Raw genomic sequence first — 18,947 nt, forward strand, 5'->3', positions numbered from 1 at the left:
TATCGTTGTGAGCTGTACCACGCGCCCGGACGCCGTCACACGCAGCCCGGGGCTGAGGATCATCTTCCCCTCTGGAGGACCACTTGAACCCCTTCCGTTCCCGCCTTCCCACGGCCGGACTTGCCGGCGTTGCCATCGCGGGGGCCGCAGCGCTCGCCCTCGTGGGCTGCGGCGCCGCACCCACTACGTCTGGCCCGTCCGGCACATCCGGCGCAGCGGCCTCCAACTACCTGGGCTGCATGGTCTCCGACTCCGGCGGTTTCGACGACAAGTCGTTCAACCAGTCCGGCTACGAAGGCCTCCAGAAGGCCGTGAAGGACCTCGGCATCCAGGAGAAGCACGTCCAGTCCAAGGCTGACACGGACTACACGCCGAACCTCACGTCGATGGTGCAGGCCGGCTGCAAGCTCACGGTCACCGTCGGCTTCCTGCTCGGCGACGCGACCAAGGCCGCCGCGACCGCGAACCCGAACAGCCACTTCGCGATCATCGACTACACCGACCCGGCGTTCCCGAAGAACGTCAAGCCGATCGTCTACAACACGGCCCAGGCAGCCTTCCTCGCCGGCTACCTCGCCGCAGGGGAGAGCAAGACCGGCAAGGTCGCCACGTTCGGCGGGCTCAACATCCCGACGGTCACGATCTTCATGGACGGCTTCGCCGACGGCGTGAAGTACTACAACCAGAAGAAGAACAAGACAGTCCAGGTCCTCGGCTGGGACAAGGACAAGCAGGACGGCACGTTCGTGGGCGACTTCAAGTCCATCGACAAGGGCAAGGTCCTCACGCAGGGCTTCCTGCAGCAGGGCGCGGACATCGTCCTTCCGGTGGCGGGCCCCGTGGGCTCGGGCGCGGGCTCTGCTGTCCTCGACGCCAAGAAGGCCGGCCAGGACGCGAAGCTCATCTGGGTCGACTCCGACGGCTACCTGACTGCACCCGACTACAAGTCGGTGCTCCTGACCTCGGTCCAGAAGAAGATGACCGATGCCGTCGCTGCCGTCTTCAAGGACGACACCTCGGGCAAGTTCGACGCGGCTCCGTATGTCGGAACCCTCGCGAATGGCGGCGTGGCCCTGGCACCGTTCCACGATCTCGACTCCTCGGTCCCAGCTGACATGAAGAGCGAGCTCGACCAGCTCACGAAGGACATCGTCTCCGGCACCGTCAAGGTCGAGTCGAAGTCCAGCCCCGTCACGGGTTAGGCACCGCACACATTGTTCCAGCGCCGTCCGCCCTCCACAGCGGGCGGCGCTGGCATGATGGGCACTGACGCTGGCCCCACCGCACGCACGCCCCACTGCACACTAGGGGATGGTTCCAGAAGTGAAACTCGAGCTCCGCGGCATCACGAAGCGCTTCGGCACCTTCGCCGCGAATGACCACATTGACCTCGTCGTCGGGGATTCCCAGGTCCACGCCCTCCTCGGCGAGAACGGCGCTGGCAAGTCCACGCTCATGAACGTCCTCTACGGGCTGTACGAGCCCACCGAGGGCGAGATCCTCGTGGACGGCAGGCCTGTCACGTTCCGCGGCCCGGCAGACGCGATGGCCGCCGGGATTGGCATGGTGCACCAGCACTTCATGCTGGTCCCCGTCTTCACGGTCGCGGAGAACGTGGCCCTCGGCGCCGAATCAACGAAGGCTGCTGGGTTTCTCGACCTCGACGCGACGCGCGCGAAGATCCGCGAGATCTCTGCCCGTTATGGGTTCGACGTTGACCCGGACGCCCTCGTCGAGGATCTCCCGGTGGGGGTCCAGCAGCGCGTCGAGATCATCAAGGCGCTCGTCCGCAACGCGAAGGTCCTCATCCTCGACGAGCCGACCGCCGTCCTCACGCCGCAGGAGACCGATGAGCTCCTCGAGATCATTGCCGAGCTCAAGGCCTCGGGCACCTCGATCATCTTCATCTCCCACAAGCTGCGCGAGGTCAAGGCGGTCGCCGATGTGATCACCGTGATCCGGCGCGGTCGCGTGGTCGGCGACGCCGCGCCGTCGGCCGCTGCCGCCGAGCTCGCGACGATGATGGTGGGCCGGCCCGTGAGCCTGACCCTGGACAAGGCCCCGGCGCAGCCTCAGGAGACCACCTTCTCCGTCCGCGATCTCACGGTCGTGGCGCCCACCGGGCAGCGGGTGGTGGACGGTGTTTCCTTCGAGGTTGCCAAGGGTGAGATCCTGGCCGTCGCAGGCGTGCAGGGGAACGGGCAGACAGAGCTGACCGAGGCGATCCTAGGCCTCCACAGGCAGGCGACCGGCTCTGTGATGCTCGACGGCGAGGAGCTCCTGGGCCGGTCGGTCAAGCACGTGCTCGAGGCCGGGGTCGGGTTCGTCCCCGAGGACCGTTCGCATGACGGGCTCGTGGGCTCCTTCAGCGTCGCCGAGAACCTCGTCCTCGACCTCTACGACCGCGCCCCGTTTGCCCGCGGGCTCGCGATGAGCCCAGGGCGCGTCGCCGCGCAGGCGAAGGACAAGATCGAGGAATTCGACATCCGCACCCAGTCGGCGGACGAGCTCGCCTCGTCGCTCTCCGGCGGCAACCAGCAGAAGCTGGTCATGGCGCGGGAGCTCTCGCGCCCGCTGCGGCTCTTCATCGCCTCGCAGCCCACGCGGGGCGTCGACGTCGGCTCGATCGAGTTCCTGCACCGCCGGATCATCGCGGAGCGGGACCACGGGACGCCGGTCATGATCGTCTCGACCGAGCTCGACGAGATTATGGAGCTCTCGGACCGCATCGCCGTGCTCTACCGTGGGCGCCTCATGGGCATCGTCCACGGCGACACGCCCCGGGACGTGCTCGGCCTCATGATGGCCGGCATGAGCGCGGACGAGGCGCGGGCGGCCGCCGCGGAGACCTACGAGCAGACCCACAGGGCCAGCGACGACACCCCAGGAGAGACCCATGCCTGACGTCCAGAACAGCCCCGAAGGGGCCCGGGCGCCGCAGCCCGTGCCGACGCCGGAGCCCGGAGGGAATCCCGGCTCCGCCGCCGGGAACGGCGAGTCGGTGTTCCGGCGCATTGCCACTGGCACGCCCATGGTCTCCGTGCTCTCTGTGGTCCTAGCCGTCGTGATCGGCGGGATCCTCATGGCCGTCACGAACCCCAAGGTCGCGACCACGGCGGGCTACTTTTTCGCTCGACCCTCGGACATGATCTCCGAGGTCCTCAAGCCGTATGGCGCGCTCATCCAGGGCTCGATCTTCAACTGGCAGGGGGTCGACCTCGTTGCGCAGCTCTACCCGATCGCCGAGACGCTGACCGTCTCGACCCCGCTCATCTTCGCCGGACTCGGGGTGGCGCTGGCCTTCCGCGCGGGCCTGTTCAACATCGGCGCCCAGGGGCAGCTCATCTTCGGAGCCTTGTTCGGCGCATACGTGGGCTTCACATGGCACCTGCCGTTCGGCCTCCACCTCCTTCTCGTGATCGTGGCCGGAATCGTGGGCGGCGGCATCTGGGGTGCGATCGTCGGCTTCCTCAAGGCCCGGACCGGGGCGCACGAGGTCATCGTGACGATCATGTTCAACTACATCGCGGTCTTCTTCCTCCTCTTCCTGCTCACCACTGCGGCGTTCCAGCGCAAGGGCTCGACGAACCCGATCTCGCCCTTCCTCGACCCCAGCGCACAGTTCCCCCAACTCCTCGGGCCGCAGTTCCGGCTGCACGCCGGCTTCATCCTCGCCATCCTCGTCACGTGGGGCGTGTGGTGGCTCCTGTCCCGCTCCACGGTCGGGTTCGAGTTCCGGGCGGTCGGGGCGAACCCCCACGCCGCGCGGACCGCCGGCATCAACGTGGGCCGCTCCACCGTGCTCGTCATGGCGATCGCAGGCGCGCTCTCTGGCCTGGCAGGCATTGCCCAGGTATCCGGCACGGAGAAGTACCTCTCGGCGGGCGTCGCTGCATCGATCGGCTTCGACGCCATTACGGTGGCGCTCCTCGGGCGTTCGACGCCGTGGGGGACCTTCTTCGCGGGCCTCCTCTTCGGCGCCTTCCGCGCTGGCGGCGTGTCCATGCAGGCCGTGACGCAGACACCCATCGACATCGTCCTCGTCATCCAGTCGCTCATCGTGCTGTTCATCGCTGCGCCGCCGCTCGTGCGTGCCATCTTCGGACTCAACCCGCGCCGCCGGCGGAGCGCGAAGGGTTCAGACCCCGGACCATCGACCCCCGCCCCAGCGCAGAGCGGAGCCGCATCATGAGCACCACGACAGCACCCGCTCCGCAGGGGGCTGCTCCGGCAGTGGTGGTCCTGCCCGTGTCCCGGAAGGCAGCGGTGGGTCTGAGCGTCCTCGCGCTCGTGGCACTCGTCCTCTTCGGGTTCCTCGCGGGTACCAAGAGCGCCTCGTTCGGCCTCGTCGACACCGGCCGCGAGGCTTCGGCGCTCGCGGCCTGGCTTGCGCTCGCCGTCACCCTGATCGCCTCCGCGTGGTTCGGCTACCTCTGGTTCCGGGCCCGCAGGGCCGGCCACGCGCCCGCCCGCTGGGTGCCGGGGACGCTCGCTGCAGCCGTCGTCGTCTTCCTCCTGTCGGTCCTGGGGGTGGCGGGGGTCACCGTCATCACGCTCAGCGCGCCCCTTCTCGGGTGGCTCACCGCCCTCGTGATGCTCGCGATCGCGGCGTACTCCGTGTGGCTCACCATCCGGCGACGCAGGACGCCGCGCTGGGCCACCGCCGTCTTCGCCGTCGCCTTCCTCGTGGGCTTCCTCGTGTGGATCGTGGCCGGCGGCCGGGACCAGACTCCATACATTTCTCTGGCAGGGCTCCTCGCGGGCGCGGTGACCCTCTCGGTGCCGCTCGTGTTCGGTTCGCTCTCCGGGGTCCTGTGCGAGCGCAGCGGGATCGTGAACATCGCGATCGAAGGCCAACTGCTCATGGGCGCATTCAGCGCGGCAGTCGGGGCCACGATCGCGCACAACGTCTATGTTGGCCTGGCGTCCGCGGCCATTGCGGGCGCGCTCGTCTCGCTCGTGCTCGCGCTCGTGAGCATCAAGTACCTCGTCAACCAGATCATCGTGGGCGTGGTCCTCAACGTCCTCGTGGTCGGGCTGACCAACTTCCTCTTCTCGACCCTCCTCACCGAAGACCCCGACGGGCTCAACAAGCCCCCGCATCTGGGGAGCATCGAGATCCCGATCCTCGCGGACGTGCCGGTGATCGGCCCCATCCTGTTCCGCCAGTCGCTCGTGGGCTACCTCATGTATGCAGCCGTGATCGTCGTGTACGTCGGCTTGTTCCACACCCGCTGGGGCCTGCGTGTACGGGCCGTGGGCGAGCACCCCCAGGCCGCGGACACCCTCGGCGTCAACGTCAACCGGACGCGGTTCTGGAACACGATCCTCGGCGGCGCGGTGGCAGGGATCGGCGGCTCGTTCTTCACCCTCGTGGCGGTCGACGCATTCAGCAAGGAGATGTCCGCGGGCCGCGGCTACATTGCCTTGGCGGCGCTCATCTTCGGCCGGTGGAACCCGATCGGGGCGTTCCTCGCCTCGCTGCTGTTCGGCTTCGCCGACAACCTCCAGAGCATCATCACGATCATCGGCTCGCCGGTGCCGAGCCAGTTCATGGCGATGCTCCCGTACGTCGTGACGGTGTTCGCCGTCGCGGGCCTCGTCGGCCGCTCACGGCCGCCAGCCATGGAAGGCATCCCGTATGTCAAGCAATGATCTGGTCGGAGACCGAGACGGAGACCGGGACCCAGACGGAGACCGAGACCGAGACGCGGCCGGAGCCCGACACAGCGTCCGGCCCGGCGATGTCGACTGGGACGCGCTCACGGAGGCCGCCACGCTGGCCATGCGCGCCGCGTACGCGCCCTACTCGAAGTTCCCGGTCGGCGCCGCGGCGCTCGTCGACGACGGCCGGGTCATCACGGGCTGCAACGTCGAGAACGCCTCGTACGGCCTCACCCTGTGCGCCGAGTGCACCCTCGTGGGCCAGCTCCGGCTGGGCGGCGGCGGCCGCATCGCAGCGTTCGTGTGCGTCGATGCCGGGGGCGCAGTCCTCATGCCGTGCGGGCGCTGCCGCCAGCTGCTCTACGAGTTCCGTGCGCCCGGAATGCGCCTGCTGACGGTCAGCGGGGTGCGCACCATGGACGAGGTCCTCCCAGACGCCTTCGGCCCGCAGAACCTTGACCACTGAGAAGGAGAAGCCCATGACCACCGCCGAGCCCTTCGACGCCGTCGACGTCATCCGCGCCAAGCGTGACCGCCGCGAGCTGGCCGATGCCCAGATCGACTGGGTCATCGACGCGTACACGCGCGGCGCCGTTGCCGACGAGCAGATGTCCGCGCTTGCCATGGCGATTCTGCTCAACGGCATGACCCATCGCGAGACGGCCCGATGGACGACGGCGATGATCGCCTCGGGCGAGCGCCTGGACTTCTCGTCGCTCCGGACGCGCTCGGGGGCCAGGGTGCCCACGGCGGACAAGCACTCGACCGGTGGAGTGGGCGACAAGATTACCCTTCCGCTCGCCCCCCTCGTGGCGGTGTTCGGTGTCGCCGTTCCACAGCTCTCCGGCCGCGGTCTGGGCCACACGGGCGGCACCCTGGACAAGCTCGAATCGATCCCCGGCTGGCGGGCGTCGCTCACGAACGAGGAGATGATGTCCCAGCTCGGCGAGGTCGGCGCCGTCGTGTGTGCCGCCGGGGCCGGGCTCGCGCCAGCAGACAAGAAGCTCTACGCCCTGCGCGACGTGACCGGGACGGTCGAGGCGATCCCGCTCATCGCGTCCTCGATCATGAGCAAGAAGATCGCGGAGGGAACGGGCGCGCTCGTCCTCGACGTGAAGGTCGGGTCGGGCGCGTTCATGAAGGACGAGGCGAGCGCGCGTGAGCTCGCCCAGACTATGGTGGCGCTCGGCCAGGACGCGGGCGTGCACACGGTGGCGCTCCTGACCGACATGAGCACTCCGCTCGGCCTCACGGCCGGCAACGCGATCGAGGTCGAGGAGTCCCTCGAGGTGCTCGCTGGCGGGGGGCCCGAGGACGTCGTCGAGCTGACCGTGCGCCTGGCCGAGGAGATGCTCGTAGGCGCTGGCGTGCACGGCGCCGACCCGGCCGCCGCGCTCCGGGACGGCCGCGCGATGGACGTGTGGCGCCGTATGATCGCGGCCCAGGGCGGAGACCCCGACGCGGCGCTGCCCCAGGCGAAGGAGTCCGAGACCGTGTACGCACCCGCAGACGGTGTGCTCGTGGGGCTCGACGCCCTGTCCGTGGGGGTCGCCGCGTGGCGGCTGGGTGCGGGGCGGGCGCGCAAGGAGGACGCAGTGCAGGCTGGAGCGGGGGTGCGGCTCCACGCGAAGCCCGGAGCGACCGTGCGCGCGGGGGAACCGCTCATGACCCTCCTGACGGACACGCCGGAGCGGTTCGAACGGGCCAGTGAGGCTCTCGAGGGAGCCGTCACGATCGCGCCCGAGGGTTCTCGACCGGCCCACAGGCTCATCCTCGACAGGATCGCCTGAGGCCTCGCTGCGGCGGTGCCGGAGGCGCCCGCCCCGGGAGCGCGCGCCGTCGTCCCGGAGACGACCCTGTCCCAGGGGTTGGCGGCCCGACTGCGGATAGGAAGCGCGGATAGGAAGCAGGGGCTGTACCGTGGGACACTGGTGAGGTCTATACAGTCCGAGGAGCCCGCACCGCATGCCGCTTGAGCAAATCAACGAGGTGATCCTGCACGCCGCCGGGCAGTGGTGGGTCTATCCCGTACTGCTCGTCTTCTTCTTCGTTGACGGCTTCGCCATGATCGCGCCGAGCGAGACGCTCATCGTCGCGCTCGCGGCGTACTGGCGCCATTCGGGCCAACCAAACCTGTGGCTCCTCGGCGCAACCGCGCTTGTCGGCGCCATGGCGGGCGACAACATGGCCTATTACCTCGGCAGGAAGATCGGCACCGACCGCTGGAAGTGGATGCGGCGCCCCCGTGTGCAGAAGGTCTTCGGATGGGCCCGGCACGAGCTCGACAAGCGGGGCGCTGTCCTCATCTTCACGGCCCGCTACATCCCGTGGGGCCGTGTGGCCGTCAACTACGTGTCCGGCAGCACGGGCTTCAGGCACCGGACGTTCTTCTGGCTCGACGCGTTCGCATGCCTGACCTGGGTGGGCTACTCGATCGGGATCGGCCTGCTCGCGAGCTCCTTCCCGTGGCTCCACCACAATCCGCTCCTGAGCGTGGCAGTGGCGGTTGCCTTCGCGGTCGTCCTGGGCATCGGGCTCGACCACGCCATCACGGTGTTCCACCGGTGGCGGGACACCGTGGACGCCCGCAAGGCCGCCGCCGAGGCCGCGGCAGAGCACGAGCGCGAGCGGCTCCTGAACCCCCATGCGCCGGCAGACGACTACGCACCCCGTGACCGCGGCGTCGGCGCCCCGCGCGAGACGACACGGGCCACAGGCGACTGACCCTTGGCTCCCCGGCCCGTCCAGTGGCCGGATGCCTCGGCGTTCTCTAGAGTTGTGGCGTGACTGAGCCCTACATCAACGACGCCCCCGACCTGACCTTCGACCTCCGGGCTCTGCCCAAGGTCTCCCTCCACGATCATCTGGACGGTGGCCTCCGCCCCGCGACGATCATCGAGCTTGCCGCCGAGATCGGGCACGGGCTCCCGTCGACGGACCCCGTGGCCCTCGGCCAGTGGTTCCGCGACGCCGCCGACTCCGGCTCGCTCCCGCGGTACCTCGAGACCTTCGACCACACCATCGCGGTCATGCAGACCAACGCCGCGCTGCGCCGCATCGCCAGGGAATTCGTCGAGGACCTCGCGGACGACGGCGTTGTATATGGGGAGGTGCGCTGGGCACCCGAGCAGCACCTCACCGAAGGTCTCACGCTCGACGAAGCCGTCGAGGCCGTCCAGGCGGGGCTCGAGGACGGCATGGCGGCGGTCGAGGAATCGGGCCGGGTCATCGCGGTGGGCCAGCTCATCACGGCGATGCGGCATGCGGACAACTCCCAGGAGATCGCCGAGCTCGCCGTGCGCCACCGCGACGCTGGCGCCGTGGGCTTCGACATCGCGGGCGCCGAGGATGGCTTCCCGCCCTCGCGCTTCGCCGAGGCATTTACGTACCTCGCCCGGAACAACTTCCCCGCGACGGTCCATGCCGGCGAGGCCGCGGGTCTGGACAGCATCCAGTCTGCGCTCGTGGACGGCCGCGCGCTCCGCCTCGGCCACGGCGTGCGGATCGCCGAGGACATCACGGTCGAGTCCACGGACGAGGTCGACGAGGATGGCGTGCCGATCCTCGACGTGACGCTGGGCCCTCTCGCGGCGTGGGTCCGCGACCGCGGCATCCCGCTCGAGCTGTGCCCGTCCTCGAACCTCCAGACCGGCGCGATCGCCAAGTGGGGCGAGGACATCCTCGACCACCCGATCGACATGCTCTACGAGCTCGGCTTCAACGTCACCGTCAACACGGACAACCGCCTCATGAGCGGCGTGACCCTCACCGACGAGTTCGAACTGCTCGTGGAGGCCTTCGACTACGATCTCGACGACCTGCTCGAGCTCACACTCAACGCCGCAGAGGCCGCGTTCCTGCCGCTCGAGGACCGCGAGGACCTCGTGGAGTACATCAACGAGGCCTACGCGAATCTCGCCGAGTGAGCAGGCGCTGAGGTGAGTGCCGCCGTCGACCGTCTCGTGGAGGTGGTGCGCCTCCTGCGCGAGCACTGCCTGTGGACGGCGGCACTCACGCACGCCTCGCTTGTCACCTACCTCATCGAGGAGTCCTACGAGCTCGTCGAGGCGATCGAGGACGGCCATCCCGAGGAAGACCTCAAGGGCGAGCTCGCCGATGTGCTCCTGCAGGTGGTGCTGCACTCCGAGATTGCCCGCGAGCGGGACGCATTCGATCTCGACGGCGTGGCGGCGGCGCTCACGGACAAGATGGTGCGGCGCAACAGGCACGTCTTCACGGCCGACGGCGCCCTGCAGCCGAGCTTCCCCTCGACCGTCGAGGAGATCATCGCCTCGTGGGACGAGGCGAAACGGCAGGAGAAGCACGACGGCGGTGACTCGCCGCGTCTGGTCGGCCCCGGCGCGCTCGAGGGGCTTCCCCGACACCTGCCGGCGCTCGCGCTCGCGCAGAAGGCGCTGGGCCGGGCCGAGCGGCGGCGGGCGCTGGACGGGCTGGCCTCGGCCGAAGGTGCCCCAATCCCGCGCGCAGACGACCCGGTCTCCGGCACACAGGCCCCGGTCGCGCCGGCCTTCGCGACGGAAGAGGAACTGGGCGAGTTCCTCCTCGGCGTGGTGCGGGAGGCCCGTGCCCGCGGCCTGGACGCCGAGCGGGCGCTGCGCACCGCCGTCGCCAGCCTCTGAGCCGGCCGTCCGCGTCACAGGTCGCGTGCGCGCGCGTGGGGCGGTTAGGCTGGGGCCGACACCGTGGCTGCGCTCGTGCCCTCCTGCGGGCTGCGCCACAGTCCTGAGTCGTTCCATCCATCAAGGAGCACATTCATGGCGCTTATCGATGCCATCCACGCCCGCGAGATCCTCGATTCCCGCGGCAACCCGACGGTCGAGGTCGAGGTCCTGCTCAGCGACGGCTCACTCGGCCGCGCAGCGGTGCCATCGGGCGCGTCGACGGGCGAGTTCGAGGCCGTGGAGCGCCGTGACGGCGACAAGGGCCGCTACCAGGGCAAGGGCGTCCAGCAGGCCGTCGAGGCCGTGCTCGACCAGATCGCCCCGGCCCTGACGGGCTTCGACGCGACCGACCAGCGCGCGATCGACCAGGCGATGATCGACCTGGACGGCACCGCCAACAAGAGCAACCTCGGCGCCAATGCGATCCTCGGCGTCTCCCTCGCCGTCGCCAACGCTGCCGCGGACTCGGCGAACCTGCCGCTCTACCGCTACCTCGGCGGCCCCAACGCGCACGTGCTTCCCGTGCCGCTCATGAACATCCTCAACGGCGGCTCGCACGCCGACTCCGACGTGGACATCCAGGAGTTCATGATCGCTCCGATCGGCGCGGAGACCTTCTCCGAGGGCCTCCGCTGGGGCGTCGAGGTGTACCACAACCTGAAGAGCGTCCTCAAGGACAAGGGCCTCTCGACGGGCCTCGGCGACGAGGGCGGCTTCGCCCCGAACCTGCCGTCCAACCGCGCGGCGCTCGAGCTCATCACCGAGGCCATCACGAAGGCCGGCTACACCCCGGGCAAGGACATCGCGCTCGCGCTCGACGTCGCCTCGTCCGAGTTCTTCACGAACGGCACCTACCAGTTCGAGGGCAAGTCCCTCTCCGCCGCCGAGATGAGCGCGTACTACGCGGAGCTCGTGGCGGACTTCCCGCTCGTCTCGATCGAGGACCCGCTCGATGAGAACGACTGGGATGGCTGGAAGATCCTCACCGAGGCGATCGGGGACAAGGTCCAGATCGTCGGCGACGACCTCTTCGTGACCAACCCGGAGCGCCTCCAGCGCGGCATCGACGCCAAGACGGCCAACTCGCTGCTCGTGAAGGTCAACCAGATCGGTTCGCTCACTGAGACGCTCGACGCCGTGTCCCTGGCCCAGCGCAGCGGCTACACGACGATCACGTCCCACCGCTCGGGCGAGACCGAGGACACGACCATTGCGGACATCTGTGTGGCAACCAACGCCGGCCAGATCAAGACGGGCGCCCCGGCCCGCTCGGAGCGCGTGGCGAAGTACAACCAGCTCCTCCGCATCGAGGAGGAGCTCGACGACGCCGCCCGCTACGCAGGGCGCAGCGCCTTCCCGCGCTTCAAGGGCTGAGTCTGGCGGTCTATGCCGGGCGGGCTCAGCCCCGCCTGCACGGAAGAGGCTCCCGCGGCGGCTATCGTTGAAGACGATGGCCGCCGCGGCCCTGTTTCCGGCGGCAGACCACCCGGCACCGAACCGCGAGGAGCTCCCATGGCGACGCGTCGACCGGCCGTGCCCCGCACGCCGGCCACGAAGCGGCCAGCACCGTCGGAGCTGGCGCGGCAGGACGCTGCCGGGCCTGCGGCCGCCAAGCCAACGGCCAAGGCCATGCCGAACGCCCAGCCTCCGGGCGCGCCGAAGGAGGTCAAGAAGGCCTCGAGGAAGGCCAAGGCCACCGCGCCCGCGAAGTCGAAGACGCAGCTGCGCACTCCGGTCCCCACGGACGAGGTCCCTGTTCCCGCGCGGGCGTTCTCCGGACGCATCGTCGCCCTCGCCGTCGTCCTGGTGGCCATCACGATCATGCTCGCCCCGACCGTGCGGATCTTCATCGGGCAGCGGGCCGAGATCAGCGCGCTCCAGGGCGATATCGCCGCCAAGCAGGCCGAGCAGGATTCCCTCAGGCAGTCCATCGCGCGGTGGCAGGACCAGAACTACGTCAAGCAGCAGGCACGCGACCGCATTAACATGGTCATGCCCGGCGAGACGGCGTACTGGGTGTTCGGAGACACTGGGGCGGCGACCACGGGCACGAGCAGTAGCGGCACGGCTCCCGCCAGCGCCGAGAAGCCCTGGACCCAGGGCTTCTGGGATTCGCTCGTGCGGGCGGCAACCGACTGAACCGCCCGGCACTCACGCAGCGTGAGGCTGACTCGCGAGGTGGGCGAGCGCCGTCGTGCGTGGCACCGAAACGATCAAGGACAGTGAACATCGTGACCGAGACCCCCTCGACACTGGGCGACGCCCCCACGGCGCACGACCTGGACACCCTCAGCCGCCAGCTGGGGCGGCCGGTGCGCGACGTCGTCGCCATCTCGGCCAGATGCGTGTGCGGGAACCCGCTGGTCGCGGCCACGGCGCCGCGACTGTCGAACGGGACTCCGTTCCCGACCACCTTCTACCTCACGCACCCTGTGGTCACGGCCGCTGTGTCGCGGCTCGAGGCCGGGGGCCTCATGACGGAGATGAATGAGCGGCTCACTGCCGACCCCGAGCTGGCCGCGGCGTACCGTGGCGCGCACGAGGCCTACCTCGCGGCGCGCGAGGAGATCGGCCACCGCGCCGGAACCGGGCCCGTGCCCGAGATCGACGGCGTCTCGGCCGGCGGAATGCCCACGCGCGTCAAGTGCCTCCATGTGCTCGTGGGCGAGTCCCTCGCGCTCGGGCCGGGGGTCAATCCGCTCGGTGACGAGGCGATCGGGGCCCTTGCTGAGTGGTGGACCACGGACCGCTGCTACTGCGCCGGCGCGTGGGACACACAGGGCACGGCGCCGGACAGGGACCTCTCGCGGCACGGTCCCCAGGGACTGCCGGCCATGACCGGGCGGCCCGCACCGGTGCGCAAGTCCGAGGGCGGGCCTGAGAACACCGGGCCAGAAACCGCGTCACCACGCGAAGGGGGCGCATCGTGAGGGTCGCCGGAATCGACTGCGGGACGAACTCCATCCGTTTGCTCGTCGCGGACGCTGTGACCGCCGACGGCGCACGCGCTGACGCGGCACGCACAGACGCGGCGGCGGCCGGCAGCACCACACGGCTCGAGGACGTGCATCGCGAGATGCGGGTGGTCCGGCTCGGGCAGGGAGTCGATGCCACGGGCATGCTCGCCCCCGAGGCGCTCGAGCGCACCTTCACCGCGGCGGACGACTACGCGGCCACCGTGCGGAGCCTCGGCGCCGAGCGGGTGCGCTTCGTCGCGACCTCGGCGATGCGCGACGCCGGCAACCGCGACGAGTTCGTCGAGGGAATCCGCGAGCGCTTCGGCGTGGACCCCGAGATCGTGGCCGGCACCGAAGAGGCTGCGCTGAGCTTCGCGGGCGCCGCAAGCGTCCTCGCGCTCGAGGAGGGCAGGCCCGTCCTTGTCGTGGACCTCGGCGGCGGCAGCACCGAATTCGTCCTCGGGGACGCGCGTGGGGTCATCGCCGCGGCGTCCATCGATATGGGGTGCGTGCGCCTGACCGAGCGCCACCTGCATTCCGACCCGCCGACCCCCGACGAGATCGCCGCTGCGGAGCGCGACGTCGACGCGGGCCTTGCCCGGGCCCTCGCAGGGGTGGCGCTCGGCGAAGCGACGGCCATCATCGGCGTCGCGGGCTCGATCACGACCATCACCGCCCACGCCCTGCGCCTGCCCACGTACCAGCCCGAGCGGATCCATGCCGCCGAGCTGACGATCGGCCAGATCACGGACGCCTGCGCGGATCTTCTCGCACTCACCCGCGGCGAGCGCGCCGCCCTGCCGTACATGCACCCGGGCCGGGTTGACGTCATCGGCGCGGGAGCCCTCGTGTGGCGCCGCATCCTCGCTCGCGTGAGCGAACTGACCGGAGGCGCGATCACAACTGCCGTGACGAGCGAGCACGACATCCTCGACGGCATCGCCCTGAGCACCCTGGCGGAAAGCGCTTCGTGATCCGACGCCCGCTCCTGACCGCGCTGTCGCTCGCTGCAAGCCTTGCCACGGCCTTCGCCGTCGCGGCCCTCGGGCTCCTGCCGGCGGCGCCGAGGGCGTTTGCCGACAGTATCCGGGACCGCGAGTACTGGCTCAGCGACTACGGGATCCAGAAGGCCTGGGAGGTGTCGAAGGGCGCGGGCGTCAAGGTTGCGGTGATCGACAGCGGGATTGACGGCAGCCACCCGGACCTGCGCGGCGTCGTCGTCGGCGGTCACGACTCCTCTGGGGCGGGCCAGCCCGACGGGCAGAAGCCGATCGGGGCGAAGCCCGAGCACGGGACGCTCGTCGCGACGATGCTCGCGGGGCGGGGCCACACCGGCAACGCCCCCGGCAACCCGAGCGGGGATCCCGCGAGTGCTGCCGGCGGACCGGACGGGATCGTGGGCGTTGCACCCGAGGCGCAGATCCTCTCGGCCTCCACGTGGCTCGGCTCGCCCAATCCGGCTGGGCGGCCGGACACGGACCAGATCCCTGATGCCGTCCGTTGGGCCGTGGGCCAGGGCGCCAAGGTCATCAACATCTCGCTCGGCAGTTCCTCGCCCGTGTGGCCGGAGAGCTGGGACTCGGCCTTCCTGTATGCCGAGCAGAAGGATGTCGTCATTGTGGCCGCGGCCGGCAACCGGGGTGGCGGCAATGTCGAGGTGGGTGCACCGGCCACCATTCCGGGGGTTCTCACAGTGGCAGGGCTCGACCGTCAGCAGAATGCCAGCCTCGACTCGTCCTCGCAGGGCATCAGCATCGGCGTCGCTGCGCCGGCCGAGCAGCTGGTCGGTGGCCTCCCCGGAGGCCAGTATGCCGAGTGGGCCGGGACCTCCGGCGCGGCCCCGATCGTGTCCGGGGTTGCTGCGCTCATCCGTTCGAAGTGGCCGCAGATGAGCGCGGCGCAGGTCATCAACCGGATCGTGTCGACGGCCAGGGACGCCGGCGCCCCAGGTGTGGACCCGATCTACGGCCGGGGCATCCTCGACGCCGCCGCGGCGCTCACGGCGGATGTTCCCGAGACGGCAGCCAACCCGCTGGGATCCATCGCCGACTGGATCCGGGTCCACCGCAAGGGCGGCGCCGCGGATGGAGCAAGCGCCACGTCGGCGCCGGGGGAGACCGCCGCGCCGACGACCCCCGTCCAGGCTGCTCCCGAACCGACGGCGCCCACTCCGCGGATCGATTCCGTCGACAGCCCCTGGCCCGCTGTGACCGTCCTCGGCTCGGCCGCCGTGGTGGTCGCCGTGGCTGCGGGCGGTGCCCTCCACCTGCGCCGGAGGGCACTTCTCGAACGGGCGCACGACGGCGCGCAGGCGCCTCTCGAGGGGCGCGGAAGAGCGGTGGAGAATCCTCTCGAAGACCGCTAGTGAATTTTTTCACAAACTGGTATCTTTGGATCATGCCTTCCTCCCTGCAGCTTGTCGATCGCCCCCGCGTCCTCGTCGTCGGCGGCGGCTACGTCGGCCTCTACGTGGCCCTTAGCCTCCAGAAGAAGATCGCCACGGCCGGCGGCATCGTCACGGTCGTCGATCCCAACCCCTACATGACGTACCAGCCGTTCCTGCCCGAGGTTGCCGGCGGCAACATCGAAGCACGGCACGCGGTCGTCTCCCTGCGCGAGCACCTCAAGGGCAGCGAGGTCATCCAGGGTTCCGTCACGAGCGTCGACCACGAGAACCGCAAGGCCGTCGTCGAACTCCCGGGCGATCAGGGCTTCGTCGAGATCCCCTACGTCGATGTGGTCCTCGCAGCCGGTTCCATCACGCGCACCTTCCCGATCCCGGGCCTTGCCGAGGCCGGCATCGGCAACAAGACCATCGAGGAGGCCGTGGCCCTCCGCAACCAGCTGATCGAGCGGATCGAGTTCGCCTCGACCGCCACCGATCCGGCCGAGCGCAAGCGTGCGCTGACCTTCGTCGTGGTGGGCGGCGGGTTCGCCGGCATCGAGACCATCGCCGAGCTCGAGGACCTCGCCCGCGAGGCCGTGCGCAACAACGGCCGCCTCCGCCAGGAGGAGGTGCGCTTCGTCCTCGTCGAGGCCATGGGGCGCATCATGCCAGAGGTCACCGCCGATCAGGCCGAGTGGGTCGTCAAGCACCTTCAGAGCCGCGGCGTCGAGGTCCTCCTCAACACGTCTCTCGCGAACGCCGAGGGCTCCCTCAAGCTCATCAACATGCCGGACAAGACCCCGGCGGACGAGTTCGAGGCGGACACCCTCATCTGGACCGCCGGTGTGCAGGCCAACCCCATGGTCCGCTCGACGGACTTCCCGCTCGAGCCTCGCGGCCGCGTCCGGGTCCTTCCGGACCTCCGCATCGCAGGCGACGAGGGCATCATCGACAACGCCTGGGCTGCTGGCGATGTTGCCGCCGTCCCGGACCTCACGGGCAAGGGCCTTCCGGACGGCACATGTGTCCCCAACGCCCAGCACGCGCTGCGCCAGGCCAAGGTCCTCGCGAAGAACCTGTGGGCCAACCGCTGGGACAAGCCCCTCGTCGACTACAAGCACAAGAACCTCGGTGCCGTGGCCGGCTTCGGCCCCTGGAAGGGCGTCGCGAACATCAACGTGCTCGGCCGCATCGGCCTCACGGGCCCGCTGGCGTGGGTTGCCCACCGCGGCTACCACGGCCTGGCGATCCCGACCGCCGAGCGCAAGTTCCGCGTGATGCTCGACTGGTTCTCCTCCCTCTTCGCGGGGCGCGACACCACCCCGCTGCAGGGCCTGGCGAACCCGCGCGCCGCCTTCGAGACGGCCGCACGCCCGGCGCCCAAGCCTGCAGCCCCGGCCTCGGTCGCGGCCCCGGCTGCTGCGTCCGACGGCGCCGGCGAGAAGGTTCCTGCCGGAGCCAAGTAGGCATTTCGCCGTCGAACTGTTCGGCGGTGACCCCGACGGCGGCCGTCTCCCAGCACGGGAGGCGGCCGCCGTCGTCGTGCATCACGGCCGCCACGGGCGGCGAGCCGCGGCCGGCCCGGCTCGGCGCTCCCGGAGCCGGTGGCCTCCGCGGAGCCAGTAGGCTGTGAGCACGCCCCAGTAGCCCAATCGGCAGAGGCAGCCGACTTAAAATCGGCACAGTCAGGGTTCGAATCCCTGCTGGGGCACCCCCGAATCGCCGTTCACCTACTTTTCAGTAGCCTTTCGGCGAGCTGTTACGAGTCTGTGACCGCAATCACTGTATTCCGGGTTAACCGTTCAATTAGCCTGTCTTGTAATCAGGAACACCTGGTTGTTCGCATCAGGGGTGCACACCATGCGCCTCGATGGAGGAGATTACGTATGATTCAACGTCACCAGTCGGCGCCCCGCGTGGCGAAGCTGGCTGCCCTCGGTGTCGGTGTCGCCCTTCTGGCGACTGCGTGCGGTGGCTCGTCCTCGACCCCGTCCGGGTCCAGCACCTCGAGCGCAGCGGCCGCCGGGATCTCGTGCCCGGCACCCTCGGGCAGCGCGAGCGCAAGTGCAGCGGCCGGGGGTACCACCGTCGCTCCGGCGGACGTCCCGAAGTCGCCCACCACGTCGGCAACGCCGCTCAAGCTCGGCTCGCTGCTCCCGCAGACCGGTGCCCTCGCCTTCCTCGGCCCGCCCGAAATCGCGGGTGTGAACCTCGCGGTCAAGCAGATCAATGACGCTGGCGGCGTGCTCAGCCATCCGATCGAGATCACCCACCGCGACTCGGGCGACACGACGACAGACATCGCGACCCAGTCGGTGACGAACCTCCTCGGGCAGGGCGTGAGCGCCGTCATCGGCGCGGCGTCCTCTGGTGTGTCCAAGACGGTGATCAACCAGATCACGGGCGCGGGCGTCATCCAGTTCTCCCCGGCCAACACCTCGCCGGACTTCTCGACGTGGGACTCGAAGGGCCTCTACTGGCGCACGGCTCCCTCGGACGTTCTCCAGGGCCGCGTGCTCGGCAACTACATGGCCTCCTGCGGCGCCCAGACGGTCGGCATGATCGTCCTGAACGACGCCTACGGCACGGGCCTGCGCGACAACGTCAATAAGGCGTTCGAGGGCGCTGGCGGCAAGGTCGTCGACGAGGAGCTGTTCAACGAGGGCGACTCGCAGTTCAGCTCGCAGGTGGACAAGGTCGTCGCGGCCAAGCCGGACGCGATCGCGGTCATCTCGTTCGATCAGGCCAAGCAGATCATCCCGCTCCTCGCGGCCAAGGGCGTCAAGCCCACCCAGATGTTCTTCGTGGACGGCAACACGTCCGACTACAGCAAGGACTTCGCGGCCGGCACGCTCACGGGCGCACAGGGCACCCAGCCGGGAACGTTCGCCAAGGACGAGTTCAAGACGCAGCTCAAGTCGATCGACGCGGGCCTCAAGGACTACAACTACGCCGGCGAGTCGTGGGACGCGACGAACCTCATCGCGCTCGCAGCCGAGAAGGCCAAGAGCACCAAGGGCGTCGACATCGCCGCGCAGTTCGTGGGCATCACGCACGGCAGCAACCAGTGCTATGACTTCCCGTCGTGTGTGACGCTCATCCGGCAGGGCAAGGACATCCACTACATGGGCAAGTCTGGTCCGGTGAGCTTCGCCAAGAACGGCGATCCTCAGGAGGCCTACATCGGCATCTACAAGTTCGATGACAAGAACGTGCCCCAGCCGCTCAAGGAGGAGTTCGGCAAGCTGAGCTAACCCG

16 protein-coding genes and 1 tRNA gene are annotated in these 18,947 nt (G+C 69.5%); all 17 read left to right on the forward strand.

Annotated elements, in window-relative coordinates:
- Positions 1-83: 83 nt before the first annotated feature.
- The 17 genes from RBS60_RS08585 (at position 84) to RBS60_RS08665 (ending at position 18,943) form a co-directional block, all read left to right on the forward strand.
- Entirely contained in the window at positions 84-1,202 is a 1,119-nt protein-coding gene (locus RBS60_RS08585) for a BMP family ABC transporter substrate-binding protein (protein WP_307957137.1), read from the forward strand.
- A gap of 121 nt (positions 1,203-1,323) precedes the next feature.
- Positions 1,324-2,904: an ABC transporter ATP-binding protein gene (locus RBS60_RS08590; protein WP_307957138.1), complete on the forward strand. Its 1,581-nt coding sequence runs from the start codon at positions 1,324-1,326 to the stop codon at positions 2,902-2,904.
- Positions 2,897-4,192: an ABC transporter permease gene (locus tag RBS60_RS08595; RefSeq protein WP_307957139.1), complete on the forward strand. Its 1,296-nt coding sequence runs from the start codon at positions 2,897-2,899 to the stop codon at positions 4,190-4,192. Before RBS60_RS08590 ends, RBS60_RS08595 begins: the two co-directional genes overlap by 8 nt.
- Positions 4,189-5,655 carry an ABC transporter permease gene (locus RBS60_RS08600; RefSeq protein ID WP_307957140.1) on the forward strand — a complete coding sequence of 489 codons (1,467 nt, stop codon included), beginning with the start codon at positions 4,189-4,191 and terminating at the stop codon, positions 5,653-5,655. The genes RBS60_RS08595 and RBS60_RS08600 overlap by 4 nt, the downstream gene beginning before the upstream one ends.
- Positions 5,642-6,130, forward strand: coding sequence for a cytidine deaminase (locus RBS60_RS08605; protein WP_307957141.1), 489 nt, complete (start codon positions 5,642-5,644; stop codon positions 6,128-6,130). The genes RBS60_RS08600 and RBS60_RS08605 overlap by 14 nt, the downstream gene beginning before the upstream one ends.
- A 13-nt stretch (positions 6,131-6,143) precedes the next feature.
- Complete coding sequence (locus RBS60_RS08610) at positions 6,144-7,454, forward strand: thymidine phosphorylase (protein WP_307957142.1); 1,311 nt, start codon at positions 6,144-6,146, stop codon at positions 7,452-7,454.
- A 175-nt stretch (positions 7,455-7,629) separates the two neighbouring features.
- Positions 7,630-8,388 (forward strand): DedA family protein, encoded by a 759-nt coding sequence (locus RBS60_RS08615; RefSeq protein ID WP_307957143.1) that lies wholly within the window; start codon positions 7,630-7,632, stop codon positions 8,386-8,388.
- Between the two features lie 59 nt (positions 8,389-8,447).
- Positions 8,448-9,590, forward strand: coding sequence for an adenosine deaminase (locus RBS60_RS08620; protein ID WP_307957144.1), 1,143 nt, complete (start codon positions 8,448-8,450; stop codon positions 9,588-9,590).
- Positions 9,591-9,602: 12 nt separating this feature from the next.
- Entirely contained in the window at positions 9,603-10,304 is a 702-nt protein-coding gene (locus tag RBS60_RS08625; protein WP_307957145.1) for a MazG nucleotide pyrophosphohydrolase domain-containing protein, read from the forward strand.
- A 135-nt stretch (positions 10,305-10,439) separates the two neighbouring features.
- Positions 10,440-11,720 (forward strand): phosphopyruvate hydratase, encoded by a 1,281-nt coding sequence (gene eno / locus RBS60_RS08630; RefSeq protein WP_307957146.1) that lies wholly within the window; start codon positions 10,440-10,442, stop codon positions 11,718-11,720.
- 138 nt (positions 11,721-11,858) lie between these two features.
- Positions 11,859-12,485: a septum formation initiator family protein gene (locus RBS60_RS08635; protein WP_307957147.1), complete on the forward strand. Its 627-nt coding sequence runs from the start codon at positions 11,859-11,861 to the stop codon at positions 12,483-12,485.
- A gap of 92 nt (positions 12,486-12,577) precedes the next feature.
- Positions 12,578-13,276, forward strand: a complete 699-nt coding sequence (locus tag RBS60_RS08640; protein WP_307957148.1) for a DUF501 domain-containing protein — start codon at positions 12,578-12,580, stop codon at positions 13,274-13,276.
- Positions 13,270-14,277 carry a Ppx/GppA phosphatase family protein gene (locus RBS60_RS08645; protein WP_307957368.1) on the forward strand — a complete coding sequence of 336 codons (1,008 nt, stop codon included), beginning with the start codon at positions 13,270-13,272 and terminating at the stop codon, positions 14,275-14,277. The genes RBS60_RS08640 and RBS60_RS08645 overlap by 7 nt, the downstream gene beginning before the upstream one ends.
- Positions 14,274-15,668 (forward strand): S8 family serine peptidase, encoded by a 1,395-nt coding sequence (locus tag RBS60_RS08650; RefSeq protein WP_307957149.1) that lies wholly within the window; start codon positions 14,274-14,276, stop codon positions 15,666-15,668. The genes RBS60_RS08645 and RBS60_RS08650 overlap by 4 nt, the downstream gene beginning before the upstream one ends.
- Before the next feature lie 32 nt (positions 15,669-15,700).
- A complete protein-coding gene (locus tag RBS60_RS08655; RefSeq protein ID WP_307957150.1) occupies positions 15,701-17,155 on the forward strand; it encodes an FAD-dependent oxidoreductase in 1,455 nt (484 codons plus the stop codon).
- A gap of 171 nt (positions 17,156-17,326) precedes the next feature.
- Positions 17,327-17,400 (forward strand) — tRNA-Leu (locus RBS60_RS08660).
- 175 nt (positions 17,401-17,575) lie between these two features.
- A complete protein-coding gene (locus RBS60_RS08665) occupies positions 17,576-18,943 on the forward strand; it encodes an ABC transporter substrate-binding protein (protein WP_307957151.1) in 1,368 nt (455 codons plus the stop codon).
- Positions 18,944-18,947: the final 4 nt, after the last annotated feature.

This window comes from Sinomonas sp. ASV486, from assembly GCF_030908215.1.
GTDB lineage: Bacteria > Actinomycetota > Actinomycetes > Actinomycetales > Micrococcaceae > Sinomonas > Sinomonas puerhi.